The organism is Ruegeria sp. ABD4_443 (genome assembly GCF_056160865.1).
This window is the reverse complement of sequence record NZ_JBSWYA010000001.1, coordinates 536,966-562,709: the sequence shown is the minus strand read 5'-3', so window position 1 is coordinate 562,709 and position 25,744 is coordinate 536,966. Positions and strand designations below refer to the sequence as shown.

Annotated in this window: 28 protein-coding genes; 9 read left to right on the top strand and 19 right to left on the bottom strand. The window is 60.1% G+C overall.

Features of this window, described 5'->3' with window-relative positions:
- Positions 1–3: 3 nt before the first annotated feature.
- The 5 genes from ACXAG8_RS02830 to purB all read right to left on the bottom strand — a co-directional run bounded on the left by ACXAG8_RS02830 (position 4) and on the right by purB (position 4,478).
- Positions 4–927, bottom strand: coding sequence for a lysophospholipid acyltransferase family protein (locus ACXAG8_RS02830; protein WP_475221964.1), 924 nt, complete (start codon positions 925–927; stop codon positions 4–6).
- A gap of 153 nt (positions 928–1,080) precedes the next feature.
- Positions 1,081–2,196: a flagellar motor switch protein FliG gene (locus tag ACXAG8_RS02825; protein ID WP_475221962.1), complete on the bottom strand. Its 1,116-nt coding sequence runs from the start codon at positions 2,194–2,196 to the stop codon at positions 1,081–1,083.
- Between the two features lie 68 nt (positions 2,197–2,264).
- On the bottom strand, positions 2,265–2,807 hold the full coding sequence (locus ACXAG8_RS02820) for a tetratricopeptide repeat protein (RefSeq protein ID WP_475221960.1): 543 nt from the start codon (positions 2,805–2,807) through the stop codon (positions 2,265–2,267).
- Between the two features lie 95 nt (positions 2,808–2,902).
- Positions 2,903–3,049, bottom strand: a complete 147-nt coding sequence (locus ACXAG8_RS02815) for a chitin-binding domain-containing protein (protein ID WP_475221958.1) — start codon at positions 3,047–3,049, stop codon at positions 2,903–2,905.
- A gap of 124 nt (positions 3,050–3,173) precedes the next feature.
- Positions 3,174–4,478: an adenylosuccinate lyase gene (gene purB, locus ACXAG8_RS02810; RefSeq protein ID WP_475221957.1), complete on the bottom strand. Its 1,305-nt coding sequence runs from the start codon at positions 4,476–4,478 to the stop codon at positions 3,174–3,176.
- A 237-nt stretch (positions 4,479–4,715) separates the two neighbouring features.
- On the opposite strand from purB, the gene ACXAG8_RS02805 reads away from it, so the two are divergent.
- Together ACXAG8_RS02805 and ACXAG8_RS02800 are read left to right on the top strand one after the other, a co-directional pair.
- Entirely contained in the window at positions 4,716–5,264 is a 549-nt protein-coding gene (locus ACXAG8_RS02805) for a hypothetical protein (RefSeq protein WP_475221955.1), read from the top strand.
- 11 nt (positions 5,265–5,275) lie between these two features.
- Complete coding sequence (locus tag ACXAG8_RS02800; RefSeq protein ID WP_475221954.1) at positions 5,276–5,617, top strand: hypothetical protein; 342 nt, start codon at positions 5,276–5,278, stop codon at positions 5,615–5,617.
- A 43-nt stretch (positions 5,618–5,660) separates the two neighbouring features.
- On the opposite strand, the gene ACXAG8_RS02795 is transcribed toward ACXAG8_RS02800, so the two are convergent.
- Complete coding sequence (locus tag ACXAG8_RS02795) at positions 5,661–6,887, bottom strand: bifunctional alpha/beta hydrolase/OsmC family protein (protein WP_475221952.1); 1,227 nt, start codon at positions 6,885–6,887, stop codon at positions 5,661–5,663.
- 259 nt (positions 6,888–7,146) lie between these two features.
- On the opposite strand from ACXAG8_RS02795, the gene ACXAG8_RS02790 reads away from it, so the two are divergent.
- Positions 7,147–7,368: a hypothetical protein gene (locus ACXAG8_RS02790; RefSeq protein ID WP_475221950.1), complete on the top strand. Its 222-nt coding sequence runs from the start codon at positions 7,147–7,149 to the stop codon at positions 7,366–7,368.
- Here the strand turns inward: ACXAG8_RS02790 and dddP are convergent.
- Complete coding sequence (gene dddP, locus ACXAG8_RS02785; RefSeq protein ID WP_475222409.1) at positions 7,352–8,695, bottom strand: dimethylsulfonioproprionate lyase DddP; 1,344 nt, start codon at positions 8,693–8,695, stop codon at positions 7,352–7,354. The two genes, ACXAG8_RS02790 and dddP, sit on opposite strands and share 17 nt — an antisense overlap.
- Positions 8,696–8,938: 243 nt before the next feature.
- On the opposite strand from dddP, the gene ACXAG8_RS02780 reads away from it, so the two are divergent.
- Positions 8,939–9,568, top strand: a complete 630-nt coding sequence (locus ACXAG8_RS02780) for a heme-dependent oxidative N-demethylase family protein (RefSeq protein ID WP_475221948.1) — start codon at positions 8,939–8,941, stop codon at positions 9,566–9,568.
- A 36-nt stretch (positions 9,569–9,604) separates the two neighbouring features.
- On the opposite strand, the gene ACXAG8_RS02775 is transcribed toward ACXAG8_RS02780, so the two are convergent.
- The 5 genes from ACXAG8_RS02775 to ACXAG8_RS02755 all read right to left on the bottom strand — a co-directional run bounded on the left by ACXAG8_RS02775 (position 9,605) and on the right by ACXAG8_RS02755 (position 14,283).
- On the bottom strand, positions 9,605–10,516 hold the full coding sequence (locus tag ACXAG8_RS02775) for a hypothetical protein (RefSeq protein WP_475221947.1): 912 nt from the start codon (positions 10,514–10,516) through the stop codon (positions 9,605–9,607).
- A gap of 198 nt (positions 10,517–10,714) precedes the next feature.
- Positions 10,715–11,503: a lytic murein transglycosylase gene (locus ACXAG8_RS02770; RefSeq protein ID WP_475221945.1), complete on the bottom strand. Its 789-nt coding sequence runs from the start codon at positions 11,501–11,503 to the stop codon at positions 10,715–10,717.
- 27 nt (positions 11,504–11,530) lie between these two features.
- Positions 11,531–12,367 (bottom strand): amino acid ABC transporter substrate-binding protein, encoded by an 837-nt coding sequence (locus ACXAG8_RS02765; RefSeq protein WP_475221943.1) that lies wholly within the window; start codon positions 12,365–12,367, stop codon positions 11,531–11,533.
- Between the two features lie 138 nt (positions 12,368–12,505).
- Positions 12,506–13,912 (bottom strand): type I glutamate--ammonia ligase, encoded by a 1,407-nt coding sequence (gene glnA, locus ACXAG8_RS02760; protein ID WP_475221941.1) that lies wholly within the window; start codon positions 13,910–13,912, stop codon positions 12,506–12,508.
- A 32-nt stretch (positions 13,913–13,944) separates the two neighbouring features.
- Positions 13,945–14,283: a P-II family nitrogen regulator gene (locus tag ACXAG8_RS02755; RefSeq protein WP_170325301.1), complete on the bottom strand. Its 339-nt coding sequence runs from the start codon at positions 14,281–14,283 to the stop codon at positions 13,945–13,947.
- Between the two features lie 180 nt (positions 14,284–14,463).
- Here ACXAG8_RS02755 and ACXAG8_RS02750 point away from each other — a divergent pair, with 180 nt between their 5' ends.
- The 3 genes from ACXAG8_RS02750 (at position 14,464) to tig (ending at position 18,999) form a co-directional block, all read left to right on the top strand.
- Positions 14,464–16,059 carry an NAD(P)H-hydrate dehydratase gene (locus ACXAG8_RS02750; protein ID WP_475221940.1) on the top strand — a complete coding sequence of 532 codons (1,596 nt, stop codon included), beginning with the start codon at positions 14,464–14,466 and terminating at the stop codon, positions 16,057–16,059.
- Positions 16,060–16,359: 300 nt separating this feature from the next.
- Positions 16,360–17,481, top strand: a complete 1,122-nt coding sequence (locus ACXAG8_RS02745) for a porin (RefSeq protein ID WP_475221938.1) — start codon at positions 16,360–16,362, stop codon at positions 17,479–17,481.
- A gap of 186 nt (positions 17,482–17,667) precedes the next feature.
- The gene (gene tig, locus ACXAG8_RS02740) at positions 17,668–18,999 is read left to right on the top strand and encodes a trigger factor (RefSeq protein WP_475222406.1); all 1,332 of its coding nucleotides are present in this window, start codon (positions 17,668–17,670) and stop codon (positions 18,997–18,999) included.
- Between the two features lie 114 nt (positions 19,000–19,113).
- Here the strand turns inward: tig and ACXAG8_RS02735 are convergent, their stop codons facing one another.
- The 6 genes from ACXAG8_RS02735 to rpsF form a co-directional block, all read right to left on the bottom strand.
- Positions 19,114–19,968 (bottom strand): acyl-homoserine-lactone synthase, encoded by an 855-nt coding sequence (locus tag ACXAG8_RS02735; RefSeq protein ID WP_475221937.1) that lies wholly within the window; start codon positions 19,966–19,968, stop codon positions 19,114–19,116.
- A gap of 121 nt (positions 19,969–20,089) precedes the next feature.
- Positions 20,090–20,791: a LuxR family transcriptional regulator gene (locus tag ACXAG8_RS02730; protein ID WP_475221936.1), complete on the bottom strand. Its 702-nt coding sequence runs from the start codon at positions 20,789–20,791 to the stop codon at positions 20,090–20,092.
- 241 nt (positions 20,792–21,032) lie between these two features.
- The gene (locus ACXAG8_RS02725) at positions 21,033–21,518 is read right to left on the bottom strand and encodes a transglycosylase SLT domain-containing protein (RefSeq protein WP_475221935.1); all 486 of its coding nucleotides are present in this window, start codon (positions 21,516–21,518) and stop codon (positions 21,033–21,035) included.
- A gap of 157 nt (positions 21,519–21,675) precedes the next feature.
- On the bottom strand, positions 21,676–22,296 hold the full coding sequence (gene rplI, locus ACXAG8_RS02720) for a 50S ribosomal protein L9 (protein WP_475221933.1): 621 nt from the start codon (positions 22,294–22,296) through the stop codon (positions 21,676–21,678).
- Positions 22,297–22,308: 12 nt separating this feature from the next.
- A complete protein-coding gene (rpsR, locus tag ACXAG8_RS02715; RefSeq protein WP_005608650.1) occupies positions 22,309–22,536 on the bottom strand; it encodes a 30S ribosomal protein S18 in 228 nt (75 codons plus the stop codon).
- 27 nt (positions 22,537–22,563) lie between these two features.
- Complete coding sequence (rpsF, locus tag ACXAG8_RS02710) at positions 22,564–22,917, bottom strand: 30S ribosomal protein S6 (RefSeq protein ID WP_068332653.1); 354 nt, start codon at positions 22,915–22,917, stop codon at positions 22,564–22,566.
- A gap of 279 nt (positions 22,918–23,196) precedes the next feature.
- On the opposite strand from rpsF, the gene ACXAG8_RS02705 reads away from it, so the two are divergent.
- Positions 23,197–23,706: a hypothetical protein gene (locus ACXAG8_RS02705; RefSeq protein ID WP_475221931.1), complete on the top strand. Its 510-nt coding sequence runs from the start codon at positions 23,197–23,199 to the stop codon at positions 23,704–23,706.
- 125 nt (positions 23,707–23,831) lie between these two features.
- Positions 23,832–24,404, top strand: a complete 573-nt coding sequence (locus ACXAG8_RS02700) for a YceI family protein (protein WP_475221929.1) — start codon at positions 23,832–23,834, stop codon at positions 24,402–24,404.
- A gap of 76 nt (positions 24,405–24,480) precedes the next feature.
- Here ACXAG8_RS02700 and ACXAG8_RS02695 read toward each other — a convergent pair whose 3' ends face one another.
- Positions 24,481–25,707, bottom strand: coding sequence for a cytochrome b/b6 domain-containing protein (locus ACXAG8_RS02695; protein WP_475221927.1), 1,227 nt, complete (start codon positions 25,705–25,707; stop codon positions 24,481–24,483).
- Positions 25,708–25,744: the final 37 nt, after the last annotated feature.

The window sequence follows — 25,744 nt, the reverse complement described above, 5'->3', positions numbered from 1 at the left end:
GGGTCAGGGCATGTCTTCGGGGCGCACGCCCAGCCCGTTCCAGGCCTTCCATCGGCGGTGTATCCAGAACCACTGCCCCATGTGCTGACGCACGATCTTTTCCAGGTCATCATTGGTAAACTGGGTCATTGTTTTGGGGTCGGTATGTGGCACCGGATCATGCAGAACGATTTCGAAATCCAGGCCGTTGGGTTGCCGGACCGCGTAGCACGGGATCAGCACGGCCTTGTATTTCATCGCAAGCTCGGCGTTGAGCACCGACGTGACGGCCGGTTTCCCGAAAAAGGTCAGCTCTTCGCCGCCATGGGCATGCAGGTCGGACACGATGGCGATGATGCCACCGCTCTTGAGAGAGCGCACCATCTCGACCATGCCGCGGCGCCCCTGTTCGAACATCGGCTTGCCGGTCTTGTGAAAGGCATCCACATACATGTCGTTGAAATACGGGTTGGCCATGCGCCGGTACAGGCATCCGATTGGCTTGTCGCTGCGTGTCTGCAAGGCGATCCGCGCAGCAAGGTAATGACCGAAATGCGCCGTGATCATCATGACGGGCCGCCCTTCGGCGACCGCTGCGTCAAAGGCGGCAACACCGGACCCGGACACTGTTGCGTGGCGTTGCCGGTCGGTAAACCCCTCGGGCGAGAAATGTTCCATGATCGCGCGCCCGGCATTGTCGGACACGGCCCGGCTGATATCGCGTACCTCGCCCTCGCTGAGTTCGGGGCAGGTGAGGTTCAGGTTGCGCCGCACGCGTTTGCGAAACCCGACCACGGGCGACAGCGTGCGCATGATCGCGCCCATCGCGGCAATGCGCCGGTCATAGGGCAGCAATCGCATCCCGCCGATCAGGCCCTTCAGAACAAGGTTGGCGGCATAGTATTTTCCAAGCTCAAAGCGGCTCAGTTCCGACTTTTCGACAGGCATGGATGGGTCTCACCGGGTGTAGCAAATTGCCGGATCAGACATACAGTCCCCAATCCGCAACCACAAGCGCGCAGACCGGGCAGGTCGCGGGATGCCTGGGCACGCCCTTTCACATTGATTTTATCGCCCGGCGTTTTTGTTGTCCGGGCGGCATCAATCGTCCGCTTCGGGGTCTTCCGCTTCGACCAGTGTCAGCGCACCGCCATCCGACAGGGCCCGTATGACGCCGACAATTTGGGCCATGGCATCCTCGGCGTCGGGCCGTTTGACCTTGCCGCGATCGGCGATCTCTTCGCGCAGGTTGTCCGCCATCCGGGTGGACATGTTCGACAGCATGAAATCGACCGAGGCCTTGTCCTCTTCGGTTTCCGCCCCGGCCATGGCGGTGACCAGTACCGCCTGTTCGACATCGCGCAAAATGGCGGGCACATCCCGCGGGGCGATCCGTGCGGCAATATGGGCAAAGGTAAAGATCGCCTGGCGCACCGCAGTTGCGAATTCGGCATCTTCTTCGTCAAGCGCGTTCAGCAACCCGTCGCGCGTGGCCGATGCGGATTGATTGAGGATTGCCCCAACCCGGGCGCCGGGCGCATCGTCAAAGGCGGGTGTGGGGCGCTGGTCGATCTGGGTGGCAAGGGACCACCCGATGCGTTCGACCGCGTCAGGGGTCACATTGGCGGTCTTGGAAATGGCATAGGTTATCCTGCGGGCCACGGGGCCGGGCAACTGCGCCAGCAATTGGGCGGCTTTGGCGGTCTCAAGCTTGGACAGCATGACGGCGGCGACCTCGGTGCTTTCGGCCTGCGCTATGGTTGCCAGGTCTTCGACCGGAACCTCGCGCAGGCGCAGCCAGGGGTCGCCGACCTGACGCATACCGGCAACCTTGCGCAGGCGCGCCGCCGTGGCGGGCGCGATCTTGTCGTTGACGGCGTCAAGCGCGCTGGCCAGACCATGCGGAAAGGACAGGCCGACACTGTCCAGCGCGTCAGCGAATTCATGCGCGACCGAGGCCAGTGTGAGCCGGTCAACCAGCCCCATGCGCCCAAGCTGGTGGGTCAGCCTTTCCTGCAGATCATCGGGCAAATCCTCAAGCGGGATATCCGCCCCTTCGTTCAGCAGCAGCCGCACGACAACCGCGGCCTTTTCGCGCCCGTTTAGCGACCGTGGGACCCGGCGCAGACCCTCTGCGCCGGCATCGTCGCCGGTGATGTCGACAGCCGGGGCCGCGGCGCCCGGCGCCATGTTTATCAATGCGTTTGTATCCTGCATCTGCCTGCAAAGTTGCAATTTCCATCTGCAGGCAGACTAAGGAGAGTCGGGTAAAGAAAGCCTGAAAGTCAGTAGCTATATGTCAGCCCGGTGCGAATAGCCTGCCGCAGCGATGTTTCGGCCCAGCTGCCCTGGCCACCACGGGCGGTAATCTCGCGCCACTGCTGTATCGCCAGATCCGTTTTCCCCTCGGCCACATATCCTTGTCCCATATAGCTGCGGGCCAGGATGTTGTCGGGGTTGGCCTCGATCGCTTGTTGGTAATACAGGTTCGCCAGTTCCAGTTCGCCCAGATTGCGGTAGGTGAAGCCCCAATATGTCAGAACCCGGTCCTGGGATTGGTCGCTCATGACGCGCAGAACGTCCTGGGCGTGTTCGAACTGGCCGTCATAGGCGAGTTCGCGTGCGGCATCGTAGAGCTGATCGTCGGTGAAATTCGACTTGTTGGGTTTCACGCATTTTCCGGCGGCCTCGTCATAGACCCGGCCGAACAGGCATTTCTTGGTTGTATTGGTGGGTTTGGGGGGGCTGCCGTCGCCGCCGGCCGCGTACACGGCGGGCGCGAAAGCAAAGGCATGAAACGCAATGGCGGCAACCAATACAGGACGCATTCTGGAACTCCGTTCGAAATTGCTTTGGTCAAACCTAGCGCGTTTGACGAAAAAGCGAAGACCTAACGGTGCATTGCGTGTTCACAATCCGGTTGTTAGCTGTTCACCGATTTGACGCAGCTTTGGGTCTGGTTGTCCCAAACCGTTCCCGCCACGCAGGATTGTGTCTGTTTCTGGTGACCGCTGCAGGCCAGCGCGGCCGCAGCCGACACGGCCAGGGAACAAAGAAGCGTACGTATCATGGCGGCTCTCCTGTCCGAAGAATACCGCCCCAGCATACGCCAAACAGGGCGTTCTGGCAAAGTTACCCGCCCCGGGCGGCATGATTTCGCCCGGAGCAGGTCAGGATTTGCGGTGCGGAAACCGTTATTCGCCAAAGACCCGCGCAAAGATCGTGTCGACATGCTTGGTGTGATAGCCAAGGTCGAATTTTTCCTCGATCTCTTCGGGGCTCAGCGCGGCGGTGACATCGGCGTCGGCCAGCAGTTCCTGTTTGAAATCGGTGCGGTGTTCCCAAACCTTCAGCGCGTTACGCTGCACCATGGCATAGGCGTCTTCGCGGCTGACACCGGCTTGGGTCAGCGCCAGCAGCACCCGCTGGCTCATCACCAGACCGGGGAACTTGTTCATGTTTTCAAGCATGTTCTCGGGGAAGATCAGCATCTTGTCGATCACGCCCGTCAGGCGGGCCAGTGCAAAATCCAGCGTGATCGTGGCGTCCGGCCCGATCATGCGTTCGACCGAGGAATGCGAGATGTCACGCTCGTGCCAAAGCGCCACGTTTTCCATCGCCGGGATCGCCGCCGCACGGACCATGCGCGCCAGACCGGTCAGGTTCTCGGTCAGCACGGGGTTCTTCTTGTGCGGCATCGCCGACGATCCCTTTTGGCCCATCGAAAAGAACTCGGCCCCTTCCAGCACCTCGGTGCGCTGCATGTGGCGGATTTCGATGGCGATATTCTCGATGCTGCTGGCGATGACGCCCAGGGTGGCAAAGAACGCCGCGTGACGGTCGCGGGGGATGACTTGGGTGCTGATCGGTTCAGGCACCAGACCCAGCTTGTCGCAGACATGTTCTTCGACCTGCGGGTCGATATTGGCGAAAGTCCCGACCGCGCCGCTGATCGCGCCGGTTGCGATTTCCGCACGGGCGTCGCGCATGCGGGACAGGTTGCGGTCCATCTCGGCATAGAAACGGGCGAATGTCAGGCCCATGGTGGTGGGCTCGGCATGGATGCCGTGGCTGCGGCCGATACGGACGGTGTTCTTGTGTTCGATCGCGCGGCGTTTCAGGGCGGCCAGCAGACCTTCGAGGTCGGCAATCAGAATGTCCGCGGCGCGCGTCAGTTGCACGTTGAAACAGGTATCCAGCACGTCCGAGCTGGTCATGCCCTGGTGGACAAAGCGGGCCTCTTCGCTGCCGACATGTTCTGCCAGATGGGTCAGAAAGGCGATGACGTCATGCTTGGTGACGGCTTCGATTTCGTCGATGCGGGCCACGTCGAATTCCACGTCCTTGGCTTTCCAGACCGCTTCGGCGTTTTCGCGCGGGATCACGCCCAGGTCGGCCATGGCATCGCAGGCATGCGCTTCGATCTCGTACCAGATGCGGAACTTGGTCTCGGGCGACCAGATGGCGACCATTTCGGGGCGGGAATAACGGGGAATCATTGGCAGAGGCACCTTTTGGGTTGGCGTTGGGTGTTGGCGCGGGTGATAGACCCGCTGGCCCCGCCGAACAAGGCAGGAGACCGAGATTAAGACGGTTTGCCCTGCTTTTCCGCCCCATTTGACCCGCAGCCATCGCAAAAACCCGGCCTGCGACCCGCATCTTGTGCTGGACAAGGCAGCAGCGGGGCGTTCATTGTTGGGGCATCAGCACCAAATATAAGAGATATGCAGTTGTTTATGAAAAACGTTTTGGCGGCCAGCGCAGCGATCTGGGTCGGGCTGGCGGGGAGCGGTCATGCGGAAACGCCGGTTACCTATTCCCAGGGCGGCCAGGCCCTGTTCCGGTTCGAGGTTCCCGATTTTTGGCTGTTGCGTACGGGCGGACCGCGCGACATTGCAGATACTGATCTTGGGGATACCCGCGCGGTGGCCCGTGTCATGGGCCTGCGGCCGGTAACGGATGACAAGGTCTGGATGGGTTTCGTATCCCCGGCCGGGGTCGCAACGATCCAGGAGGGCATCCGCTATTTGCACGATATCGACAAGTTCCTGGTGAAGGATCCGCAAGTCACCAGCACGAGCGACATGTCCATTGGCGGCCGCCCGGCGAAGGTCATACGCGGAACCGGCAGCCGCGAAGGGCGGGGGGTGAGTTTCACCGCCACCGTTATCGACCTTCCGCGGGACCGGGTCGCCGTATCCGTCGCGGTCATCAGCGACGGGGCCGACCCGGCCTATGCCGACGAATTGAATGCCGTTTACGCGTCATTCCGCCCGCTGCAGTAAGGAGGCGCTCTGTGACACGTAAACTGTTGAAACGTTCCGTATTGGCATTGGGGCTGGGCGTCGCCGGGTTCACACTTTCGGGCTGCGAAGGGGTCACCTATGGCGTCGGGGTTGGGGTCGGCTACGATCCGTTCTACGATTCGATGCTGTGGAACGATTATTATCGCGATGTGAATGTGAACGTCGATGTAGATCGCCCCCCGAACAAGCCGCCAAACAAACCGCCGCACGGCAAGCCTCCGGTCAAGCCGAAACCGCCGATTGCCAAGCCGCCTGCGCGGCCGCGCCCGCCGGTTGCCCGCCCGCCTGCAGCGCGCCCGCCAATCCACAGGCCCGCGCCGCGTCGACGGTGATGCACGATCCTGCGCCCCGGCAATGACCGAGGGCGCAGGGCCATCATTCAGGATCGGGCGGCAGAAGCTCGGTCGAGATGTGCGACGACCCTTCCAGCGTGCGATGCACGGGGCACTTATCCGCGATCTCAAGAAGTTTGGCGCGCTGCGACGCATCAAGCGGCCCCTGCAGCCTGATCTTGCGGCGGAACTGATCCACCTTGCCGTTTCCGGCCAGACCTGCATCCTGCGCGTGCACCTTGTCATGGCAAACGTCGACCTTGATCCCGGTCAGCGGCCACGCTTTGCGCCGCGCATACATCCGGATCGTCATCGACGTGCAGGCGCCCAGGCCCGCGGCCACGAACCCGTAAGGCGACATGCCGCGATCCGTTCCACCATACGAGATGGGCTCGTCCGCCACCGCGTGGTGACTGGGGCCGGACTGAATGTCCTGCTGGAACCCGCCCGGGTCTGCCTCGGTCACGCGCACGACGCCTTCGGGCGCACCCGGCGGCGGGGCCGGGGCGGCAATGGCGACATATCGCGACACCCAGGCGGCGATCACGTCGGCGGCATAATCCGCATCCCGCTGGCGGGTGATCAGATGGTCTGCGTCGTCCAGCGTCACAAAGCTTTTGGGGTGTTTCGCGGCCAGAAAGATTGCGCTTGCGTTGTCGATGCTTACGGTCTCGTCCCGCGGGGCGTGCAGGATCAGCAACGCCGCCCGCAAACCCGCGATTGCCGGGGTCAGCGCCGCCTCGGCAATGTCATCGACAAAGGCCCGCCCAATCCGAAACGGGCGCCCGCCCAACGAGACCTCGGCGCTGCCATCGCGCCTGATATCCGGCAGAGCCGCCTGGAAGTGGTGGGCCACATGGCCAGGATCGGCGGGCGCGCCCAGCGTGACGACCGCCTTGACGGACGGAATGCCCGCCCGTGCCCGCAGAACGGCAGCCCCACCAAGGGAATGGCCGATCAGCAGGGCGGGGGCCATGTGCCGCCCGTCCAGATAGCGGGCCGCGGCGATCAGGTCTTGGACATTGGACGTGAATGTCGTGTTGGCGAATTCGCCGTCTGAATGCCCCAGCCCGGTGAAATCGAACCGCAAAACGGCAAACCCCATTGCCGACAGCCGCGCCGAGATCCGGCGGGCCGCAGGAATATCCTTGGAGCAGGTGAAGCAATGGGCAAAAACAGCCGTGGCCAGGATCGGGCCGTCAGGCAGATCAAGCCGGGCTGCCAGCTGATTGCCATCATGTCCGGGAAAAGAGATGCGTTCAGTCGGCATGTCGGGACCTTTCGGAAAAGCGGTCCGACGATAGTGTGGATTGGGTTCTGCAAGCTCAACCCGTCTTGCGCAGGTGTCACGGGAAGGTGAGAGGCGATGAGGGCGCGGCAGGTTTTCCCACCGCTTCAAATGCGGTGATGGTGGGGGTGAAGTATGCATCAAAATTTGTGATATATCTTACGTCAAACACTCGATTGCATTAATCGTCTGTCGCCCACACCTTCTTGTCACAGGAATAACCGCACGAACGGAGACCCCAATGACACATGTAGTTTATGCACCCCGCACCCCATCAATCCGGCCCGACCTGGTGCTGGCCGTTGCCCTGGCCGGTCTGATCGGTTTTGCGATCGGACAGGCCGAGTTTTCCGGCCCCGCCGTGGGCGCCGCGCCCACCGGCCTTGAAGACTGGCACGGCAATGTCATGCGCTCGGGCTGGACGCCCGAAGGGACGGGGCGTCAGGTCAATTCAACCCCATAAGGGCGGGGTCGAACGGATAAGTGGTCAGGTTCTCGTACCCGTCTTCGGTGATCAGAACCTGATCTTCCAGCTTGATCGAGAAATCGCCCCCGACCTCGCCCACCGCTGCTTCGACGCACAGGACCATCCCCGGTTCCAGCGGGTAATCAAAGGCCCCCTCGACCGCCTTGTCGGGGTAGGCCACCAATGGCCATTCGTCACACAGGCCGACCCCATGCATCAGGCAGCCGTATTTCTGGGCCTGGAACTTGGCATCCAGCCTGTGTGAGTTGGCCGTAAGCTCGGGTATCGTCACGCCGGGTTTCAGCATTTCCATATTGGTCATGATATGTTCATGCGCGTGGCGCATGGCATAGATCATATCGGCGCGCGGCGGCTGATCGCCGATCCACCAGGTGCGCGATATATCAATACAGATACCGTAAGAACCGATCAGGTCCGTGTCGAAGGCAATGATCTCGTTCGCCTGGGTGACCCGCGGGCCGCATTCCTGAAACCAGGGATTGGTCCGCTGCCCCGAGGCCAGCAGACGGGTCTCGATCCACTCGCCGCCCCGGCGGATGTTTTCGGCGTGCAGGATGGCCCAGATGTCATCCTCGGTCGTGCGCCCATCGCCGACATTGGCCCGGGCAAAAACCTCCATCGTGGCAACGGCGGTTTCACAGGCATGATGCGCACAACGCATCGCCAGGATTTCGTCCGGGCCCTTGATGGCGCGGGCCTTTTCGGTCAGCTCTTCGCCCTCCATGACCTCGAACCCTTGCGCTTCGAGCGCGCGCAGGCCGTGCAACATGATCTTGTCAACGGCCAGACGCATGTTTCCGCCGCCATGTTCCTTTATCAGGGTCCTGATCTCGTTGGACAAGGCGTCCGCGGCCACGTTGATCTTGTCGCCCCGGTCGAAATAGAACAGGTCCGCACCCGCGCGTTGCTCGCGCACCAGCGGGTTGAACCTGCTGAGGAAGGGCGCGTTCTTGTAATCCCAGATCACCATGTAGCCATCCGCGCACAGCAGGACGGCGCGAAACGGGTTATGCGTGTTCCAAAGCTGCATGTTCGTGCTGTCGGTCGCGTATCGAATGTTCAACGGGTCGAACAGCAAAAGCCCGCCATACCCCCGCGCAACGATAGCCTGTGTCAGGCGCGTCCAGCGATAGGTGCGCATTTGTTCAAGATCGGGCAGGGCAAGCCCGGCGGCATTCCATTCGTCGAAGGCCAGTTGCGTCGGACCGATTTCGATCCGGTCGTTGTCATTCGGGGTGCCATCACCAAGCGTGGCGCCCCGGGAAGGGTCGATTTTGCGGGCATCACGATAGTGGTGGTTCACGGCTGGCCTCCCTGCTTGCCATGCCAGCTTGTCGGTCCACACGCGGGCCGTCTGGATGAAATACGACCGCGCACCCGTCGCTTTTTGACCGACACCGCGCGGCCGGGCTGTTATGGCGGTGCCATGGCCGACATCCTGCAGCGCACCATCCCTTATGATCCGATCCAACAGCGCCCGTTGCCGGGAATACAGCCCGCGCGCATAGATCAATGGCTGCATCGCGACGATGCGTTTGCCGCCCAGATGCGCCGCCGCGAAGAATTGCTGACGACGCATGGCGACCAGGTTCTTGCGCTTGACCCCGGCGCCTTGCCGGCCGCGCAAGAGCTTTTGGACCTGGTGTTGCACCAGGCCTACGCGGATCAGAGTGGGGCAGATCAGGTTACCCGCCCGGATACCGGGGTCGTAGCGATTGACCGGGACCGGCCGCTGGAAACGCTGGGGCGGTTGGTCCAAGAGGATTTCTGCATTCTTCAGAAACACGGCGACGCGCATGTCCTGACAGGGGCGGTGCTGTGCTTTCCGGCCAGTTGGCGCCTGTCCGAGAAATTCATGCGCCCGCTGATCGCCATTCACGATCCGGTGGCCAGCTATGACGCCGATATCGCCAAGCGGGTTCAGCGGCTTTTTGACGGGATCAAACCGGGCCGCCCGCTGTGGCGGTTCAATGCTCTGTGGTACCGGGATGCCGAGTTGTATCAGCCCCGCGGCCATGCCGACCCGCGCAGCGCGGTGGATCAGGGCAGGGCACCTTTCCTGCGCAGCGAACGGCAGACATTGCTGCGCTTGCCTGCAACGGGCGCGGTCGTCTTCACGATCCACACCTATGTTCTTTGCGCGCGGCACCTGCCCAAAATGGAAAACCCCGCCTGATGGCAGGGCCTCCAAGGAGGGTTCGAGAGAGATGGGTTACAGGCCAAGCGCCGTGGCGACACCGGCAAACGCGCCGCTGGAATTCAATGCGACGATTGCGACCGTATAGGCCAGGACCTGGGTATTCAGCCGAAAGTCCTCGCCCCGGATCAGGTTGACCGCGGCAAGGGACAGGGCAATCGGCGCCGACATGCTGGCGACGGCGCCGGTCATGCCCCAACTGGTCAGGCGCAGGATGTCGCTGGGGCGATCTTCGTCGACCGTTGGCTGATCGTCGATTGCCGCGCTTTCCAGATCGTCCGGATCGGCGCGGAACGCAATGCTCAGCAACTGCTCGTCCGTCAGTTGGATCGGGCGCCCCTTGGGGCTTGTGTCGATAACGGTGTCCACATCCGGGTCCGCGGCGGAATGATCCATTCCGGCAAAAGGCCCGCTTACGGATGCAAAAACCTGTTTTGCGTTTCGTGGCTTATGAGATGCAATTGAATCAAATGCGCTCAGGAATTGCTCAACCGTCAGGACGGTTTTGGGCGACAGCCATTCGACCCGTTGGCCCGAGCAGATATCGACCATCCGATAAAGCATGACCACAAGCATAAGCTCGGAAATCTCGGTGTCATCCAGCAGCCCCGAGACCGGGGACAGCGAAATGACAAACCGGTTGCGCGGACGGGTGACCTGTGGGCGCGGCAGTGTTTTCAGACCCGCCGCGCGGTCAAGACGCTCAAAGCGGTCATCGGAGCCTGGGCGTTCATCATCCAGCGTCAGCTTGACCAGGTACTGGCTTGAAACAATGCTGGCTTCGGTCTTGCTCAGCATGGTCTTGCGTTCCACCAGGTGGCCATAATCCTCAAGGGTCGCGGCGACGATTTGACCAAACCGCTCCATCGCTCCGTCGATGGGGCCGTCAAACTGAAGTCCGCCGTGGTATCTGTGCTTAGAAGTCACAGTCCATTCCTTTGCCGTATCAATTCCAGACCCCAGTCTAGCGGGCGAAATGGGGAGAATTTTGACGAAAATGCAAAAAAATGAATTTTTTGAAGGATTGATTACGCTTTGGAAACCAACGGAACTCTGGCTTTGGGTTAAGTTCTGTGGCGAGATTGTGGCCGAATTGCGATGCGGGGCCCCAAGCGCAGAGGCCCGTCAGTTATCGATTCTCTGTGCCATGATCGCGATGGATTTCTGATAGACCGTGGCGGCATTCCATTGCTGAATGACGGCGAAATTCGGCTGCCCCGGTTGATACCCGCGCCCCGGCTTCCAGCCTTTCTTGCGAAGAAAATTCGCGGTTGAGGCCATTGCGTCTGTCAGGTTGTAAAAATCCACGCGCCGGTCGCCGGTGGCATCGACCCCATAGGTCAAGGCGTTGCCCGGCAGGAATTGCGTGTGCCCCAGCTCGCCATGTTTTGCCCCTTTTGTCGCCATCGTGATGCTGCCCTGATCGACCAGTTTCAGGGCGCCGATGGCGTGCGGCACAAAGAACTCGGACCGACGACAATCGTAGGCCAGTGTTGTTATTGCGGAAACAACCTGGCTGTCTCCCATAAAGTTTCCAAAGCCGGTTTCCATGCCGTGAATGGCGATCAGGACACCTGCCGGAACGCCATATTGCTGTTCGAGGGCGGCGTAAAACTGCGGGTTGGCAGCCTTGCGTTTGCGCCCCTGCGCGACAATGGTGTTGGCCCCGCGCACCTGCATGAATTTTTCCAGCGAGTATTTAAAGCTTTTTTGGTTACGGTCCGCCGCAATGGTCCGGGTCGCGTATTGGGTCTGGGCCAGGGCCTGCAGGCCCTTTTTCTTGACGCCGGCCTTTTTCGCCTGTTGCGCGAAGTCCTTTTTCCAGGCGTCGAAACCAGCCCCGGTATTGCCGCAGGGCGCGGCCCAAGACGGCCCGGCCAGCGCCAGGGACAGCAGGATTGCCAGGGATGTCATACTACGCATGGGCGGGCCTCGTGCAGATCAGGGAAGGGTTGGCGCGATCACATAAAGCGCTTTCAACGCTTCGCTGGGTTCGATCCCCGGAAGGGCGGTGCGAAAGATCTGTTCCATCACGCCCTGAGTATACATTTGCGACAGCGCCGTATCCACCATCAGGCGAAAGTCATCATCCCCCCGAGGGAGCGCCAGGCCCTGCTTTTCGATGGTCAAGACTTCTTGCGAGATCTTGAAATCTTTGCTCAGGCCAGCGGCGAGGTAGTTGATCAGCAAAATAGACTGATCCGCGAAATAGGCGTCAATCTCACCGTCCCGCAGGGCCTTGATGCCATCGGGGTGGGAAACGAACCGGACCAGCTTTGCCTCGATCCCTGCGGCACCAAAGGAATTAAAGACGGCTTCTTCGGTGGTGGTGCCGCCACGCATCCCGACCTTTTTGCCGGAAAGGGCTGCCATTGAAACATCTGCATCATTGGGAAGCAGGATCGAGGTGCCGTCGACATAGGTGGGGATAGAGAAATCGACTTTTTCACGCCGCGACAGCGTTATCGTCGCCGCGCCGCACAGCATGTCGACCTCACCGGCGGCGACCATGTCGAAACGTGTGTCGGTCTGAACCGGGATGAATTGCGCGTTCAGAGTGTCGATGTTCAACTGGTCAGCGATCAAACGCGCGACCTGGTCGCAGACCATGGGCGACAACCCGTCGGGGCGACCCTGATCGTTGACATAGGACAGCGGGGCGGCATCAGTGCGGAACCCAAAGCGTATTTCCCCGGTCTCTTTGATGCGGTCGATGGTTTGCGCCGGAACAGCGGTTGCCGCCAGCAGGGCAGCGAGAGCGAGGGAAAAAATGCGCATGAATAATCCTTTGACGTGAATTGGCCTTAACCCTAACGGCAATGCCGTGGGCCTCAAAGCGAAATAAGGGCGGGGCGTGCCAAGAAAAAAGGGCGCCGGTCGGGCGCCCTTTGATTGTGTCTTGCAATGGCTGCGAAATCAGCAGCTGTAGTACATGCCGTACTCAACCGGGTGCGGCGTGTGCTCGTAGGTTTCGACCTCTTCCATCTTCAGTGCGATGTAGCCGTCGATCTGGTCTTTGGTGAACACGTCGCCCTGCAGCAGGAAGTCGTGATCGGATGCCAGAGCTTCCAGAGCCTCGCGCAGCGAGCCGCAGACGGTCGGGATGTCGGCCAGTTCTTCGGCAGGCAGATCGTACAGGTTCTTGTCCATGGCTTCGCCCGGATCGATCTTGTTCTTGATGCCGTCCAGACCAGCCATCAGCAGCGCGGCAAACGCCAGATAGGGGTTCGCAGCCGGATCGGGGAAGCGAGCCTCGACGCGCTTGGCTTTCGGGCTTTCGGTCCACGGAATACGGACACAACCCGAACGGTTACGGGCCGAGTAGGCGCGCAGAACGGGGGCCTCGAAACCCGGGATCAGACGCTTGTAGCTGTTGGTCGACGGGTTGGTGAAGGCGTTCAGGGTCTTGGCGTGCTTCAGAACACCGCCGATGAAGTACAGCGCTTCGTCGCTGAGGTCAGCGTATTTGTCGCCCGCGAACAGAGGCTTGCCGTCTTTCCAGATCGACATGTTCACATGCATGCCGGTGCCGTTGTCGCCTGCGATGGGTTTCGGCATGAAGGTGGCCGATTTGCCATAGGCGTGGGCCACGTTGTGGATGACGTATTTGTATTTCTGCAGCTCGTCGGCCTGTTTGGTCAGGCTGTCAAAGATCAGGCCCAGTTCGTGCTGGCACGACGCAACCTCGTGGTGGTGCTTGTCCACTTTCATGCCCAGACGCTTCATGGTCGACAGCATTTCCGAACGCAGGTCTTGTGCTTCGTCAACGGGGTTCACGGGGAAGTAGCCGCCCTTGACGCCCGGACGGTGGCCCATGTTGCCCATTTCGTATTCGGTGTCGGTGTTCCACGACGCGTCGGTTGCATCAACTTCGTAGGATACCTTGTTGATGCTGTTCGAGAAACGAACGTCGTCAAACAGGAAGAATTCAGCTTCGGGGCCCATATAGGCGACGTCGCCGATACCGGATGCCTTCAGGTAGGCTTCGGCCTTTTGCGCGGTGCCGCGCGGGTCGCGCTCGTAGGCTTCGCCGGTGTCGGGCTCAACAACCGAGCAGTGAATGCAGATGGTTTTTTCCGCGTAGAACGGATCGACATAGGCGCTGTCGGTGTCGGGCATCAGTTTCATGTCCGATGCTTCGATCGATTTCCAGCCCGCGATGGACGAACCGTCGAACATAAAGCCTTCTTCGAGGAAATCCTCGTCGACCTGATCGGACATGATCGTCACGTGCTGAAGCTTGCCGCGCGGGTCGGTGAAACGGATATCGACGTATTCAGCATCCTCGTCCCGGATCAGCTGAAGAACTGCGTCCTTGCTCATACTCTCTATTCCTCTGATTTGAGTGTGTTCGGTTAAAGGGCTTCCGAACCGGTCTCGCCGGTGCGGATGCGGATGGCTTGCTCGACAGGCGAGACAAAGATCTTGCCGTCGCCGATCTTGTCGGTCTTGGCCGCGGAAACGATGGCTTCGATTGCTGCATCGACCTGGTCATCGTCCAGAACAACCTCGACTTTGACCTTGGGCAGGAAATCAACGACGTATTCGGCGCCGCGGTACAATTCGGTGTGGCCTTTCTGGCGCCCGAACCCCTTGACTTCGATAACGCTGAGACCCTGGACGCCCACGTCCTGCAGCGCCTCTTTTACTTCATCCAGCTTGAAGGGCTTGATGATGGCTTCGATCTTTTTCATTCGGGCTCACCTCGCATGGTTGTCAGAATGGCAGTGATCACGTCTAAGATCGGGCGGCAATCTGAATACGAATTTGGCACGTCCTGACTGCGGTGATTTTGGGCGTTCGTTTAAATTTTGGTCATGTTGCACAAAAAATGATCGAAATTGAATCGTGTCAAGAGGGGTCGGAGGAAGTCCATGCGGGAATTGTTGACGGCAGCACAAATGCGCGAGGTCGAGCAAGGCGCGATCAGGTCGGGGCGTGTTACGGGGCTGGAGTTGATGGAGAGGGCGGGCAGGGGGGTCGTGGCCGCGATCCTGGACAGATGGCCGGTGTTGGGCAGGCGAGGGGCCAGCCCCTCGCGCTCCCCGGGATATTTTCGGCCAGATGAAGGGGATCCATTGCGCGCCGTGGTGCTTTGCGGGCCGGGCAACAATGGTGGCGACGGGTTTGTCATTGCCCGGGTTTTGCGAGAGCTGGGGTGGGAGGTTGATCTGTTTTTGTACGGGGATCCGGACCATTTGCCGCCGGACGCACGGGCGAATTACGAGATCATTCAGGGGGAGATCAAGGTTCAGGATTGGGCGTTGTTTCGGCCGGGGGAAGGGGCGCCTTGTGATCTGTATGTCGACGCGGTTTTCGGGGCCGGTTTGAGCCGTGCGCCGGGGGCGGATGTCATGCGCCCGCTGGTGAAATTGGCTGATGCGGCGGGACAGGGGGGCAGGGTGGTTTGTGTCGATGCCCCGACTGGGTTGTGCATGGATAGCGGGCGGGCGCTGAGCGTGGATTTTGGCGCGGTGCGGGGCGATCTGACGGTTACCTTTCACAGGAAGCGGCCGGGGCAGTTTCTTCAGGACGGGCCCGCGTATTGCGGTGACTTGCGGGTTGTGGATATCGGGCTGGAGGGGGATGGCGCAGGTGCGGTTTCCCTGCTGGGCAGAGCGGCGCTGCCGGATTTGGGAAAGACCGGGTTTGGGCACAAGTATTCGCATGGGCATGCCCTGGTCGTGTCGGGGGGTGAGGCGCAAACCGGGGCGGCGCGGCTGGCAGCACGGGCGGCCCTGCGCGTCGGGGCGGGGCTGGTCACCGTTGGTGCCCCGGGTGCCGCGCTTGGCGAAGTGGCCAGCCAGGTAACGGCGATCATGGTGCGGCGCGTCGGCGGGCCTGAGGAGTTGGCCGAAACGTTGGAGGACCAGCGCCTGAACGCGCTGTGTCTGGGGCCGGGTTTGGGGGTGAGGCGGGCGCGCGATTTGGTCCCGGTTGCACTGGCATCGGGGCGGCCGGTGGTTCTGGATGCGGATGCGTTGAGCGCCTTTGCCGAGGACCAGAGCGCCTTGTTTGACCGTTTGCACGACGCCTGTGTCCTGACGCCCCATGGCGGCGAGTTTGCGCGCCTGTTTCCTGATATTGCGGCAAGGCTGGCGGATACCCCGGTGACCGGGCCGGCCTATTCCCGCGTTGATGCGGCAAGGGAGGCCGCGCGCAGGGCGGGATGTGTTGTCTTGTTCAAGGGGCCCGATACGGTGATCGCGGGGCCTGATGGGCGGTGTTCAATCAATGCCGCCAGCTATGACCGGGCGGTTCCCTGGTTGGCCACGGCGGGGGCGGGGGATGTTCTGGCGGGCTTGATCACCGGGTTGCTTGCGCGCGGATATGACCCGATGCGCAGCGCCGAAGCGGGGGCCTGGCTTCACGTTGAATCTGCGCGGGTCTTTGGGGCGGGGCTGATCGCCGAGGATATCAGCGAACAGGTGCCCGGGGTTCTGAACGCCTTGCGGACGCCTGCAGGTTAGGCGGGGATTGGCCGCTTTGCGGTGCGGGTGGCGAAAAATTGCTCATGGCATGTGCAAAAAGGCATAGCGAGTGTTTGCCAGTTGCATGGCTGATTGGCAGAATTCGTTTGTTCCGCATTCGCTTGTCAAAGTGATTTCGGGATAACCTTTTGAATTAGTTCAATTACTTTGTTTTCGATCTGGCCCGATTGTGGCGCTTTTGCAATGATTGATCGTGACAAGGCGCGGCGCACTGGAACGCGCAGGTTTCGACAACATCTGGGCAGTATCTGAAAGCAGAACCAAGCCATGGTGACGAACATGACCCTTAACTTCAAACTTGCATCAGTTGCGACCGTATTGGCCGCGACGACAGCGATCCCTGCCGCTGCGGAACTGAAATACGAAAACAACAGCGGTGGTTACGTCCTGCTCTATGGGCAGTTGAACCCGGCCTTGATCTCGGTCGATGATGGCCAGGACACCGATACCCGCGTTCTGGACAACGACTTGTCCAACAGCCGCGTCGGACTGCGCCTGTTGCAGCCTTTTGGCCAGAACGAGTTCACGTTCCGCTTTGAAACCGGCCTGGGCCTGCCGAGTTCGAGCGAATGGAACCAGTTGGGCACGGATTTCGGTGGCTGGACGCGCCAAGACCTGCGTCATGTCGATTTCGCGCTGAAAGGCGACTGGGGTAAATTCTCGGCCGGTCAGGGCAGCATGGCGTCGGACGGCTCGTCCGAGGTTGACCTGTCCTATGTTGGCACCGCGCTGTATTCCTTTACCAACGATGAAAACTCGGGCTTTTTCTATCGCGGTACCGATGGCGCGCTGAGCGATATCACCGTTGGCGATTCCAGCAACAACTTTGACGGGTCGCGGCGCGGGCGCGTTCGGTATGACACGCCCGAAGTCAACGGGTTCTCGGCGGCTATCGCTTATGGTCAGAACATTCTGTCCAGCAGCGATGACGACGATTATTACGATGTCGCGCTGAACTACGGCAATACGTTTGCCGGCGGCGTGGAATTCGCGGCGGGCATCGCCTATGCCGTGCGGGACATGGATGACGGTTCGGGCAAGCGGGAAGACACGATCGGCTCGGCGTCGGTGCTGCTGCCAAGCGGCTTTAGCTTTACGGCTGCGGCGGGTACGCGCGACAATGCCGGTGGCGATGCGGACCCGAGCTTTTGGTACACCAAGATCGCCTATGAGGGCGACTGGATTTCCCTGGGCAAGACGGGTGTCGGGATCGACTATTACGACGGTTCGGACTTTGACAGCGATGGCTCCAGCACGGAATCGTGGGGTATCGCGGTTGTTCAGCGTATCGACAGCATCAATACCGATGCCTACCTGAAATACCGCAACCACGATTTCAACGACGGGACCTCGTTCGACAAGAACGAAGCCTGGGTGCTGGGCGCGCGCTGGCAGTTCTGATCCGGAACCGTTTGAAACACCAAAACGCCCCGGCCTTGTCCGGGGCGTTTTTTTGTCTGCAAGTGATGCAATAGACGCCCCGAAAGGGCAGTTGCCCCTTGCACGCGGGCGGCTGGGCAAATAGAAGGCGTCAAATTTGCCTGGCGCGCCGTTTTGCGCGCCCCGAATCCTATGGGGACTACCATAATGCAGGTTACCGAGACGCTGAACGAAGGTCTGAAACGCGGCTACAACATCACCGTGACCGCGGCTGAGCTGGACGAGAAGGTCAACGAAAAGCTGACCGAGGCGCAGCCCGAAGTCGAGATGAAGGGCTTCCGCAAAGGCAAGGTGCCGATGGCGCTGCTGAAAAAGCAGTTTGGCCAGCGCCTGCTGGGCGAAGCGATGCAGGAAACCATCGACGGTGCCATGAACAAGCATTTCGAGGATAGCGGCGAGCGTCCGGCATTGCAGCCCGAGGTCAAGATGACCAACGAGGATTGGAAAGAAGGCGACGATGTCGAGGTCGCCATGTCCTATGAGGCGCTGCCGGACATTCCCGAGGTTGACCTGAAGTCGGTCGAGCTGGAAAAGCTGGTCGTCAAGGCCGATGACGCGTCTGTCGAAGAGGCGCTGAACAACCTGGCCGAAACCGCGCAGGATTTCAAAGCGCGCCGCAAGGGATCAAAGGCCAAGGACGGCGATCAGATCGTGTTCGACTTTGTGGGCAAGGTCGATGGTGAGGAATTCGAAGGCGGTGCCGCCGAAGATTACCCGCTGGTCCTGGGGTCCAACAGCTTTATCCCCGGTTTCGAAGAGCAGTTGGTTGGCGTGAAGGCCGAGGAAGAAAAAGACGTCACCGTCACCTTCCCCGAGGAATACGGCGCCGAGCATCTGGCTGGCAAAGAAGCCGTCTTTTCCTGCACGGTCAAAGAAGTGAAAGAGCCGGTTGCGGCCGAAGTGAACGACGAACTGGCCAAGAAATTCGGCGCTGATGATCTGGACGCGCTGAAAGGTCAGATCGCCGAGCGTCTGGAGGCCGAGTATGCGGGTGCTTCGCGCGCAGTCATGAAACGGGGCCTGCTGGACGTTCTGGATACCAAGGTATCTTTCGACCTGCCGCCGTCGCTGGTCGACGCAGAGGCCAAGCAGATTGCACATCAGTTGTGGCACGAGGAAAACCCCGAGGTCGAAGGTCACGACCACGGTGAGATCGAGCCGACCGACGAGCACACCAAGCTGGCCGAGCGCCGCGTGCGTCTGGGCCTGTTGCTGGCCGAGCTGGGCCAGAAGGCCGAGGTTGAGGTTTCGGATGCCGAGATGACTCAGGCGATCATGAACCAGGCGCGTCAGTACCCGGGGCAGGAGCGTCAGTTCTTTGAATTCGTACAGCAGAACGCACAGATGCAGCAGCAGCTGCGCGCGCCGCTGTTTGAAGACAAGGTCGTCGATTACGTGTTCGAACTGGCGCAGGTGGCCGACAAGGAAGTCAGCAAAGACGACCTGCAAAAAGCTGTTGAGGCACTGGAAGAGGAGTAATCCTCTTCCCCTATCCTTCGGGGAATGTCCGCGAAGGATAGGGGCCTGAAAATAGCGAAGCCGCCTGGAAAAGGCGGCTTCGCGTAGGTGGCTTTGTGCTATGAGGTGAGGGGGTCAGGCCTCATGAGCAAAAGCACGGGGGGTATGTAGCAGAGCTGTTTTCTGCTCTGGCGTAAACGTATCGGTCAGGGACTCGATCAGTCTGAGAACGTCCTGCCGTTCGGCTTCGGTTTTGGCCGCATTCATCTGCTCGACAAAGTATTTTTCGAGATCGGTAAGCGGCTTGTGGTCGCGGTTCGCCGGGTTGCTGTTTGGTGCTTTCTTGGCCTCGAACAGGGCCAGCGCCTTTTCTTCGTCCAGGAACACATCGTGGTGAATGCCGGCAAAGTCGCGGACGCCTGAGATACGCTCGTCGCTGCAATCCAGCAGGGCGGCGAGTGCCGAAACCTTGCCCATCGGCACGGTTTCACCGACGTAGTCATAAGGTGCGCAGTTCGACCGTTTCAGAACCCGGTCCATGACCGGATCAATGACGGTGATGATGTCCGAGATACCCGCGCTTTTGGCGTATTCGAGCGACCCGATCATCAGTTCGCAGGTTGCATAGGATACCGAGTTCTTATCCTTGCCGCGATTCAGGCGCTGCGTGTCAACGCAAAAACGTGTCGATTCCCACATCGTTGCGCTGCGAATTGGTGCTTCGCCGCACAGGATTGCCGAGAAGACGTCCGACAGCATGTGCGGACCAGTTGTCTGAAGGGCCCTTACGGCTGCGACGACATTCCCCCCATCGTCGAGACCGATTACATAGGCCGGATCCAGATTATCGAACTCGTCGATTTCCTTTCCATCCTGGATATTGACGTCCCATCCCAGGCGTCCGCCAAAGACTCGAGCGCGCAACTCGAACATTTCGTCAAGAACTTCGCTGAACAGGTGTCTGTTCAGGCCATCAACTACGATGATCATTTCTTCCCCCTTCGAGTGGTTTATTCGGTACACTCATCGTTACCCTGAAAAAGGGCAAAAGCTATTGGGGGTTTCCCGTATTTTTGGAGTTTTTGTGGCTAAATCTGGGATATTATTGGAATTATCCCGGTGAGATCAAACCGATCCCAATGGCCCGACCAACCGCCTGCGGGGTCGTGAGGGCGTTCAGTTTCTCGCGACTCGAACGCAGGTGCACTTCGACAGTGCGGTGCGATATCGACAGGATATCCCCGATATCCTGCTGCGACTTGCCGGCGGCCACCCATTGCAGGATCTCGGATTCGCGCGTCGACAATGTCGGGTGGTATAGCGAACTTGTCACCTCATCGGAAGAGACAACCGTGTCGTGGATGTGGACGGCCATGGATTGCAGATCGCCAATGACATGGGAAAGCTGCTTTTTCCATTCTTCGCGGCTGCAGTCACGCGTCGCGCTAAGCAGGCCAATGTCGCCATAGGGGCCGCGAACCGGGATTGTAACCCCCTGATCGGACAGGCCAAAATCATGCGCATCCCGGAAAACACGTTGAAAATTGTCGCTGCGTTCCAGGCGGCTCCAGTCGACGGGGGCGATGCTGCGCTTGGTCATGTGAAGCGTCGGGTCCAGCATGATCAGACCCTGATCCTGGTAGTGGGATTTCCAGTCGTCGCCATAGGTAACATACCCGGCAACGGTTCCGGCGGCAGGGTTCATACCAGCATAGGCGGCGTGATCCATGCCGTGCTTTTCACAGACCTGTTTCAGAAACTCAGTGTATCGAGCTTCTGAGTCTGGAAGAGTGCTCAGATCAAGTATTTCCATAAGGCGCCTACCAGCTGCAGCCCATTGAGTGGCTCGAGTTCTCACTTGAGCGACCAGTCGAGCCCGAGCGATACACGTGTTTACTTCACTGTAAAAACAACATCACACTTTTAGTTTCATGACAAGGCAGAGCGCCAATCGTCTGCGCTTTTGCGAAGTTTATACGTGAATAATACTGCATTTTTGTCACTACTTTGCGCGCCAAGTCCAGATCGGCGCGCTAGTTTAGGTCGAAAAACCCTTATTTTGCTGGCCGAAGGCCCGTTTCCACCAGCATTCCCCGGGCTTTTGCCTCTGGGTAAAAGCCTTTGGCATAAAGGAAGATGGCGCGCTGTTGATCGCCATCCGACAAAAGCCACGCGCCGCGCAGGTATTTCCCGGCGAACTCAAGGTTGGTATCGGCGTCCAGCAAGCCCTGAGCGTTGCCCTTATACCCCATCGAGCGTGCCGTCGCGGGTAGGATCTGCAACAGGCCGTAATAGGGCCGGTTCACGGCCCAGGGGCGGTGGGTGCTTTCCCGGATGGCCAGCTTGTGAACCAATTCGCGCGGAATCTCGTAATGGTCTGCCCATTTGTTGATCGAAACCCGCAATTCAGGTGTTTCGTTCGGGTAAAGCGGCGGATCAAAAGGATCGGCCGACTTTGTGACGGCGTCCGAGCCACCGCAGGCGGCCAGGGGGATCGCCATCAGAAAACCAAGCAGGGTGCGGCGTGCGAAAGGGGTCATTGCGTGTCTCCGAATTGCGCGCATGGATGATATTGGTGAAACGCGCCGCTGCAAGGCTAGGCTGGAAATCTGGCCAAATTTTGCTTGTGTCGATTGAAAAAAGAAAGGCCGCGCAATGTCTGCACGGCCTTTCCCCAAATTAAGTAACGGTACCGGTTCAGGCCTTGGCTTCGTCTTCCTCGGCCGGGGCTTCTTCGGTGACCAGGTCGTCGTCGTCAGACGCGGCCGAGCCGATATCGTCGAACAGTTCGGCGATCTCGAATTCAGCGGCTGCTTCTTCTTCGGCGGCCAGTTCCTGGATCGACTTGCCCGAAGCCTGCAGTTCGGCTTCTTCTTCCGAGCGGGCCACGTTCATCTTGATTTCGGCTTCGACTTCGGGGTGCAGCTTGACGACGACCGAGTGCAGGCCCAGCTCTTTGATCGGAGCCAGCAGGATGACCTGTTTCTTGTCGACGGTGAAGCCTGCCTCGGTTGCGGCGTCTGCGGCGTCACGCGGGGTGACCGAGCCGTACAGCGCGCCGGCATCCGATGCCGAGCGAATCACGATGAACTGCTGACCGTCCAGCTTTTCAGCCAGTGCTTCAGCTTCTTTCTTGGTTTCCAGGTTGCGCGCCTCAAGCTGGGCTTTCTGGGCTTCGAACGAGGCGATGTTGGCCTCGGACGCGCTCAGCGCTTTGCCCTGGGGCAGCAGGAAGTTGCGGGCAAAGCCGGGCTTGACGTCGACGACGTCGCCCATTTGACCCAGTTTCGCAACGCGTTCCAGAAGGATAACTTGCATGTCAGTCTCTCCTTACTTCACGGCGTAGGGCAGCAGGGCGAGGAAGCGGGCGCGCTTGATAGCACGGGCCAGTTCACGCTGCTTTTTTGCCGAAACGGCGGTGATGCGCGAAGGTACGATCTTGCCACGCTCAGAGATGTAGCGCTGCAGCAGACGGGTGTCTTTGTAGTCGATTTTCGGCGCGTTCTCACCCGAGAACGGGCAGACCTTGCGGCGGCGGAAAAATGGTTTTGCGGCCATGGTTTATGTCCTTTCGTCAGGCGTTGATCAGCGGCGCTCGCGGCGGCCTTCGCGCTCGTCGCGCTTCTGCATCTGGACCGAGGGGCCCTCGGCATGCTCGTCGACCTTGATGGTCAGAACGCGCATGACGTCGTCATGCAGGCGCATCAGGCGTTCCATTTCCTGAACCGCGCCCGAGGGGGCATCGGTTTTCAGAAAGGCATAGTGGCCCTTGCGGTTCTTGTTGATCTTGTAAGCCATCGTCTTGACGCCCCAGTACTCGCTTTCGACGACGTTGCCGCCGTTGTCCGCCAGAACGGTGCCGAAATGTTCGACAAGGCTTTCTGCCTGCGCGTTGGACAGATCCTGACGCGCGATCATTACATGCTCATACAGTGGCATGTGCACTCCTGTTTATATCAAGGCGCATTTCATAGGCGGGGCCGTTCAACCCTTCGCGACCCTGCCACGAGAGGCTGCGCGATTCATAACTCTTGCGAAGGATGGCCCCGTATACACGTTTGTCCGTGCAGGGCAAGACCCGCCGTGATGCCTTGGTGAAGTCGCCCAATTTCCTTTGAGGTGCCCAATTCCTGACGCTTTTCCGCTCAAAGTTGTTTGCAACCCCGGCGTTACCCGGATGATCAAGTTGCATAGACAGGGCAGATCGAGATGGCCGTTATGAACACGAACACTTTCCAACAGACCGCACCCGCCGCGGTTTACGAAAAATCGGTACCGGTCATGGTTGCATTTGCGCCGAACTGGAAGGCGCGGCTGGTCCTTTTCCGAATGCTGGGCGCCTTTCTGATCGTATCTGCCTTTTCCATGTGGCTGATGCCCGGATCGGTAATCGGTGCAGATGTCTGGCCGATCAAGATGGTGGCGTCGCTGATGTTCCTGATCCTGGGGGTCACCTTGCTGACGCTCGAAGTTCTGGACCCGCGCCCCGATGCCTATTTCGACCCGATCCGCCGCGAAGTTCGGGTTCTGCAAAAGAACGAAAACGGCCGCCCGCAGACCGTTTTGCGCCGCAGCTATGACACGCTGGGCGGTGCCCGGTTCGCCGACGATCAGGTCGAACTGTTTGACGTTGACGGCAGTCTGCTGATGAAACTGCCGCTGCAATCGGCGGATGTCAGCCGAGCGCTGAAGGGGCAACTTAGCGGAAGTGTCACGATTTTCGCCTGATTTCGGGTTCTGTTCAAAAAGTAACAGAAACTGTGATTTAAAAAAGGTTGTGTGCCGCCCTTGGGCGGCACATTTTTGTTTGCGAGCAGCCAAACTGGTTTGCAATCACAACTGCGGAGAAAGTCATGAAATCCACCCTTCTTGCCGCTGCACTGGCCGTGTCAGCAACCACAGCCTTTGCGGGTGCCGAAAAATACGTTCTGGACCCAAGCCACAGCCAGGTCGTCTTTAGCTATAACCACCTGGGTTTTTCCACGACCACGGGCATGTTCTCGGGGTTCGAGGGTGAAATCATGTTCGATCAGGAAGACCCTGCCGCGTCCAGCGTGTCGGTGGCCCTGCCGGTTCTCGGGATGATCACCGGCTGGGAACAACGTGACGCGCATTTCATGTCCGAGGACTTTTTTGCCGCGGCCGAGGGTGACCTTGCGACCTTTACCTCGACGTCGATCGAAGTGACCGGCGAAAACACGGCGATGATTACCGGCGACCTGACGATGAACGGTGTCACCAAGCCCGTGGTTCTGGACGCCAAGCTGAACCAGGCGGGCGAGCACCCGATGGCCGGCAAGCAATGGGCCGGGTTCGACGCGACCACAACCCTGGTTCGCAGTGAATTCGATCTGGGCAAGTTCGCGCCCTTCGTCGGTGACGAAGTCGAGCTGCGGATTTCGGTCGAAGCCCAGAAAGCGGACTGATCCCTGACCTTTTAGTTGCAACCGCCGGAGGCTGAGGCCACCGGCGGTTTTTTTGTGCAAAGGCGCAAGGATGTCGTCAGTTATTGCCGCGGGTCGCCGTCAGTTGAACGCCGACGGTCACTGCAAAGGCCAGCGAATCCTCTTGCGGCATCGAGGCCCCGATGTCGAAATCCAGCCGGTTCAGCATGATTTCGCCCTGGATCGTGGCGGTGTCGCCCTGCAGATCAAGCCCGAAGGGCAGGACGATATCGACCGACTTGTCCCGTATCGTCAGCGGCCCGCGGGCCTCGTACCCGGTTTCGGTTTTGAACAACTCGGCGGTGAACCGGGCCGTGGGAAACTGGGCGCTGTCAAAGAAATCCGCCCCCATGGCCTGATCCGAAACCGTCCCCAGGCCAAGTGACGCGATTGCAACCGTGACATCGACGGACCCGGCCAGGCCCGGCTCGGCGGGGTCGTCAAAGGTGATGGCGGCGGTCCAGTCCTTGAACGCCCCGGTAACCGGGCTGCCCAGTTGGGTGATGGTTATGGCCAGATTGCCGTCTTGCACCTGCCAGTCCGATTGGACCTGCGCCAGTTGCGCCCCGACATCGTCATCGCTGTCATGGGTAAATGCACCCGTTGTCCAGCCCGCGGCCAGGACCGCGATCCAAACCGCAAGCGCGGCAGCCAAAGGCAGGGCGCTGTGATGCTGCGCCGGGGGTTGGGGGACATCCGCCCGACCCGGAAGCATGCGCCGCAATGTACCGTCCTTGTCGATGACGTGGTGTTTCAGCGCCCCGGCGACGTGCAGACCCAGCGCGCCGACAAGGGTCCACATGAACAAGCCGTGCAACGCGCCCGTTACCTCGGCCAGTGACAGGGATTTGGGAACGAATGGCAGGTTCTGCCCAAAGGGCCAGAGGATTGGCGCGAACCCTTCGGTCGAGGCGTGATGCACCCAACCCGTCAATGGCACCATCACCAGCGACCCGTATAGCAGCCAATGCACGGTTTCCGCCGCAAGCGCCTCGGGTTTGTTGTCGGCGTTCAGCAAGCCCGGTTTGGTTTGGCCTATGGCCCAGGCAATTCGGGCAAGGGCCACGAAAAAGACCGATATCCCGACCGTTTTGTGCAAGGAAAACAGGCGCGCGGCGCGGGCGATGGCGTCTTCCGAGGGGGCTTCGGTGGCGCTGTAGATCGCATGCGCAAGGGTGTCGGCAATCCAGCCCAGTGGCAAAGCGGTCAGGATCAGCAGGGCGGTCAGCCAGTGAAAGGCCTTGGTCACGCTGCCATAGCTGGAAGGTGTATTGTTCAGGGGCATCGAGGTTGTCTCCGGGTGCAGGGCTGTGACCAACCTA

What these genes read in the sequence shown, in the direction of transcription:
- purB (WP_475221957.1), bottom strand. Translation starts at nt 4,478, where the DNA reads ATGATTCCCCGTTATTCCCGCCCCGAAATGGTCGCCATCTGGTCGCCC.
- ACXAG8_RS02790 (WP_475221950.1), top strand. Translation starts at nt 7,147, where the DNA reads ATGACACATGTAGTTTATGCACCCCGCACCCCATCAATCCGGCCCGAC.
- ACXAG8_RS02705 (WP_475221931.1), top strand. Translation starts at nt 23,197, where the DNA reads ATGAACACGAACACTTTCCAACAGACCGCACCCGCCGCGGTTTACGAA.
- ACXAG8_RS02700 (WP_475221929.1), top strand. Translation starts at nt 23,832, where the DNA reads ATGAAATCCACCCTTCTTGCCGCTGCACTGGCCGTGTCAGCAACCACA.
- ACXAG8_RS02825 (WP_475221962.1), bottom strand. Translation starts at nt 2,196, where the DNA reads ATGCAGGATACAAACGCATTGATAAACATGGCGCCGGGCGCCGCGGCC.
- ACXAG8_RS02765 (WP_475221943.1), bottom strand. Translation starts at nt 12,367, where the DNA reads ATGCGCATTTTTTCCCTCGCTCTCGCTGCCCTGCTGGCGGCAACCGCT.
- glnA (WP_475221941.1), bottom strand. Translation starts at nt 13,912, where the DNA reads ATGAGCAAGGACGCAGTTCTTCAGCTGATCCGGGACGAGGATGCTGAA.
- ACXAG8_RS02815 (WP_475221958.1), bottom strand. Translation starts at nt 3,049, where the DNA reads ATGATACGTACGCTTCTTTGTTCCCTGGCCGTGTCGGCTGCGGCCGCG.
- ACXAG8_RS02755 (WP_170325301.1), bottom strand. Translation starts at nt 14,283, where the DNA reads ATGAAAAAGATCGAAGCCATCATCAAGCCCTTCAAGCTGGATGAAGTA.
- rplI (WP_475221933.1), bottom strand. Translation starts at nt 22,296, where the DNA reads ATGCAAGTTATCCTTCTGGAACGCGTTGCGAAACTGGGTCAAATGGGC.
- ACXAG8_RS02735 (WP_475221937.1), bottom strand. Translation starts at nt 19,968, where the DNA reads ATGATCATCGTAGTTGATGGCCTGAACAGACACCTGTTCAGCGAAGTT.
- ACXAG8_RS02695 (WP_475221927.1), bottom strand. Translation starts at nt 25,707, where the DNA reads ATGCCCCTGAACAATACACCTTCCAGCTATGGCAGCGTGACCAAGGCC.
- ACXAG8_RS02830 (WP_475221964.1), bottom strand. Translation starts at nt 927, where the DNA reads ATGCCTGTCGAAAAGTCGGAACTGAGCCGCTTTGAGCTTGGAAAATAC.
- ACXAG8_RS02725 (WP_475221935.1), bottom strand. Translation starts at nt 21,518, where the DNA reads ATGACCCCTTTCGCACGCCGCACCCTGCTTGGTTTTCTGATGGCGATC.
- ACXAG8_RS02795 (WP_475221952.1), bottom strand. Translation starts at nt 6,887, where the DNA reads ATGCCGACTGAACGCATCTCTTTTCCCGGACATGATGGCAATCAGCTG.
- ACXAG8_RS02805 (WP_475221955.1), top strand. Translation starts at nt 4,716, where the DNA reads ATGAAAAACGTTTTGGCGGCCAGCGCAGCGATCTGGGTCGGGCTGGCG.
- ACXAG8_RS02750 (WP_475221940.1), top strand. Translation starts at nt 14,464, where the DNA reads ATGCGGGAATTGTTGACGGCAGCACAAATGCGCGAGGTCGAGCAAGGC.
- ACXAG8_RS02770 (WP_475221945.1), bottom strand. Translation starts at nt 11,503, where the DNA reads ATGACATCCCTGGCAATCCTGCTGTCCCTGGCGCTGGCCGGGCCGTCT.
- rpsR (WP_005608650.1), bottom strand. Translation starts at nt 22,536, where the DNA reads ATGGCCGCAAAACCATTTTTCCGCCGCCGCAAGGTCTGCCCGTTCTCG.
- ACXAG8_RS02780 (WP_475221948.1), top strand. Translation starts at nt 8,939, where the DNA reads ATGCGCCGCCGCGAAGAATTGCTGACGACGCATGGCGACCAGGTTCTT.
- tig (WP_475222406.1), top strand. Translation starts at nt 17,668, where the DNA reads ATGCAGGTTACCGAGACGCTGAACGAAGGTCTGAAACGCGGCTACAAC.
- ACXAG8_RS02730 (WP_475221936.1), bottom strand. Translation starts at nt 20,791, where the DNA reads ATGGAAATACTTGATCTGAGCACTCTTCCAGACTCAGAAGCTCGATAC.
- ACXAG8_RS02820 (WP_475221960.1), bottom strand. Translation starts at nt 2,807, where the DNA reads ATGCGTCCTGTATTGGTTGCCGCCATTGCGTTTCATGCCTTTGCTTTC.
- ACXAG8_RS02745 (WP_475221938.1), top strand. Translation starts at nt 16,360, where the DNA reads ATGACCCTTAACTTCAAACTTGCATCAGTTGCGACCGTATTGGCCGCG.
- rpsF (WP_068332653.1), bottom strand. Translation starts at nt 22,917, where the DNA reads ATGCCACTGTATGAGCATGTAATGATCGCGCGTCAGGATCTGTCCAAC.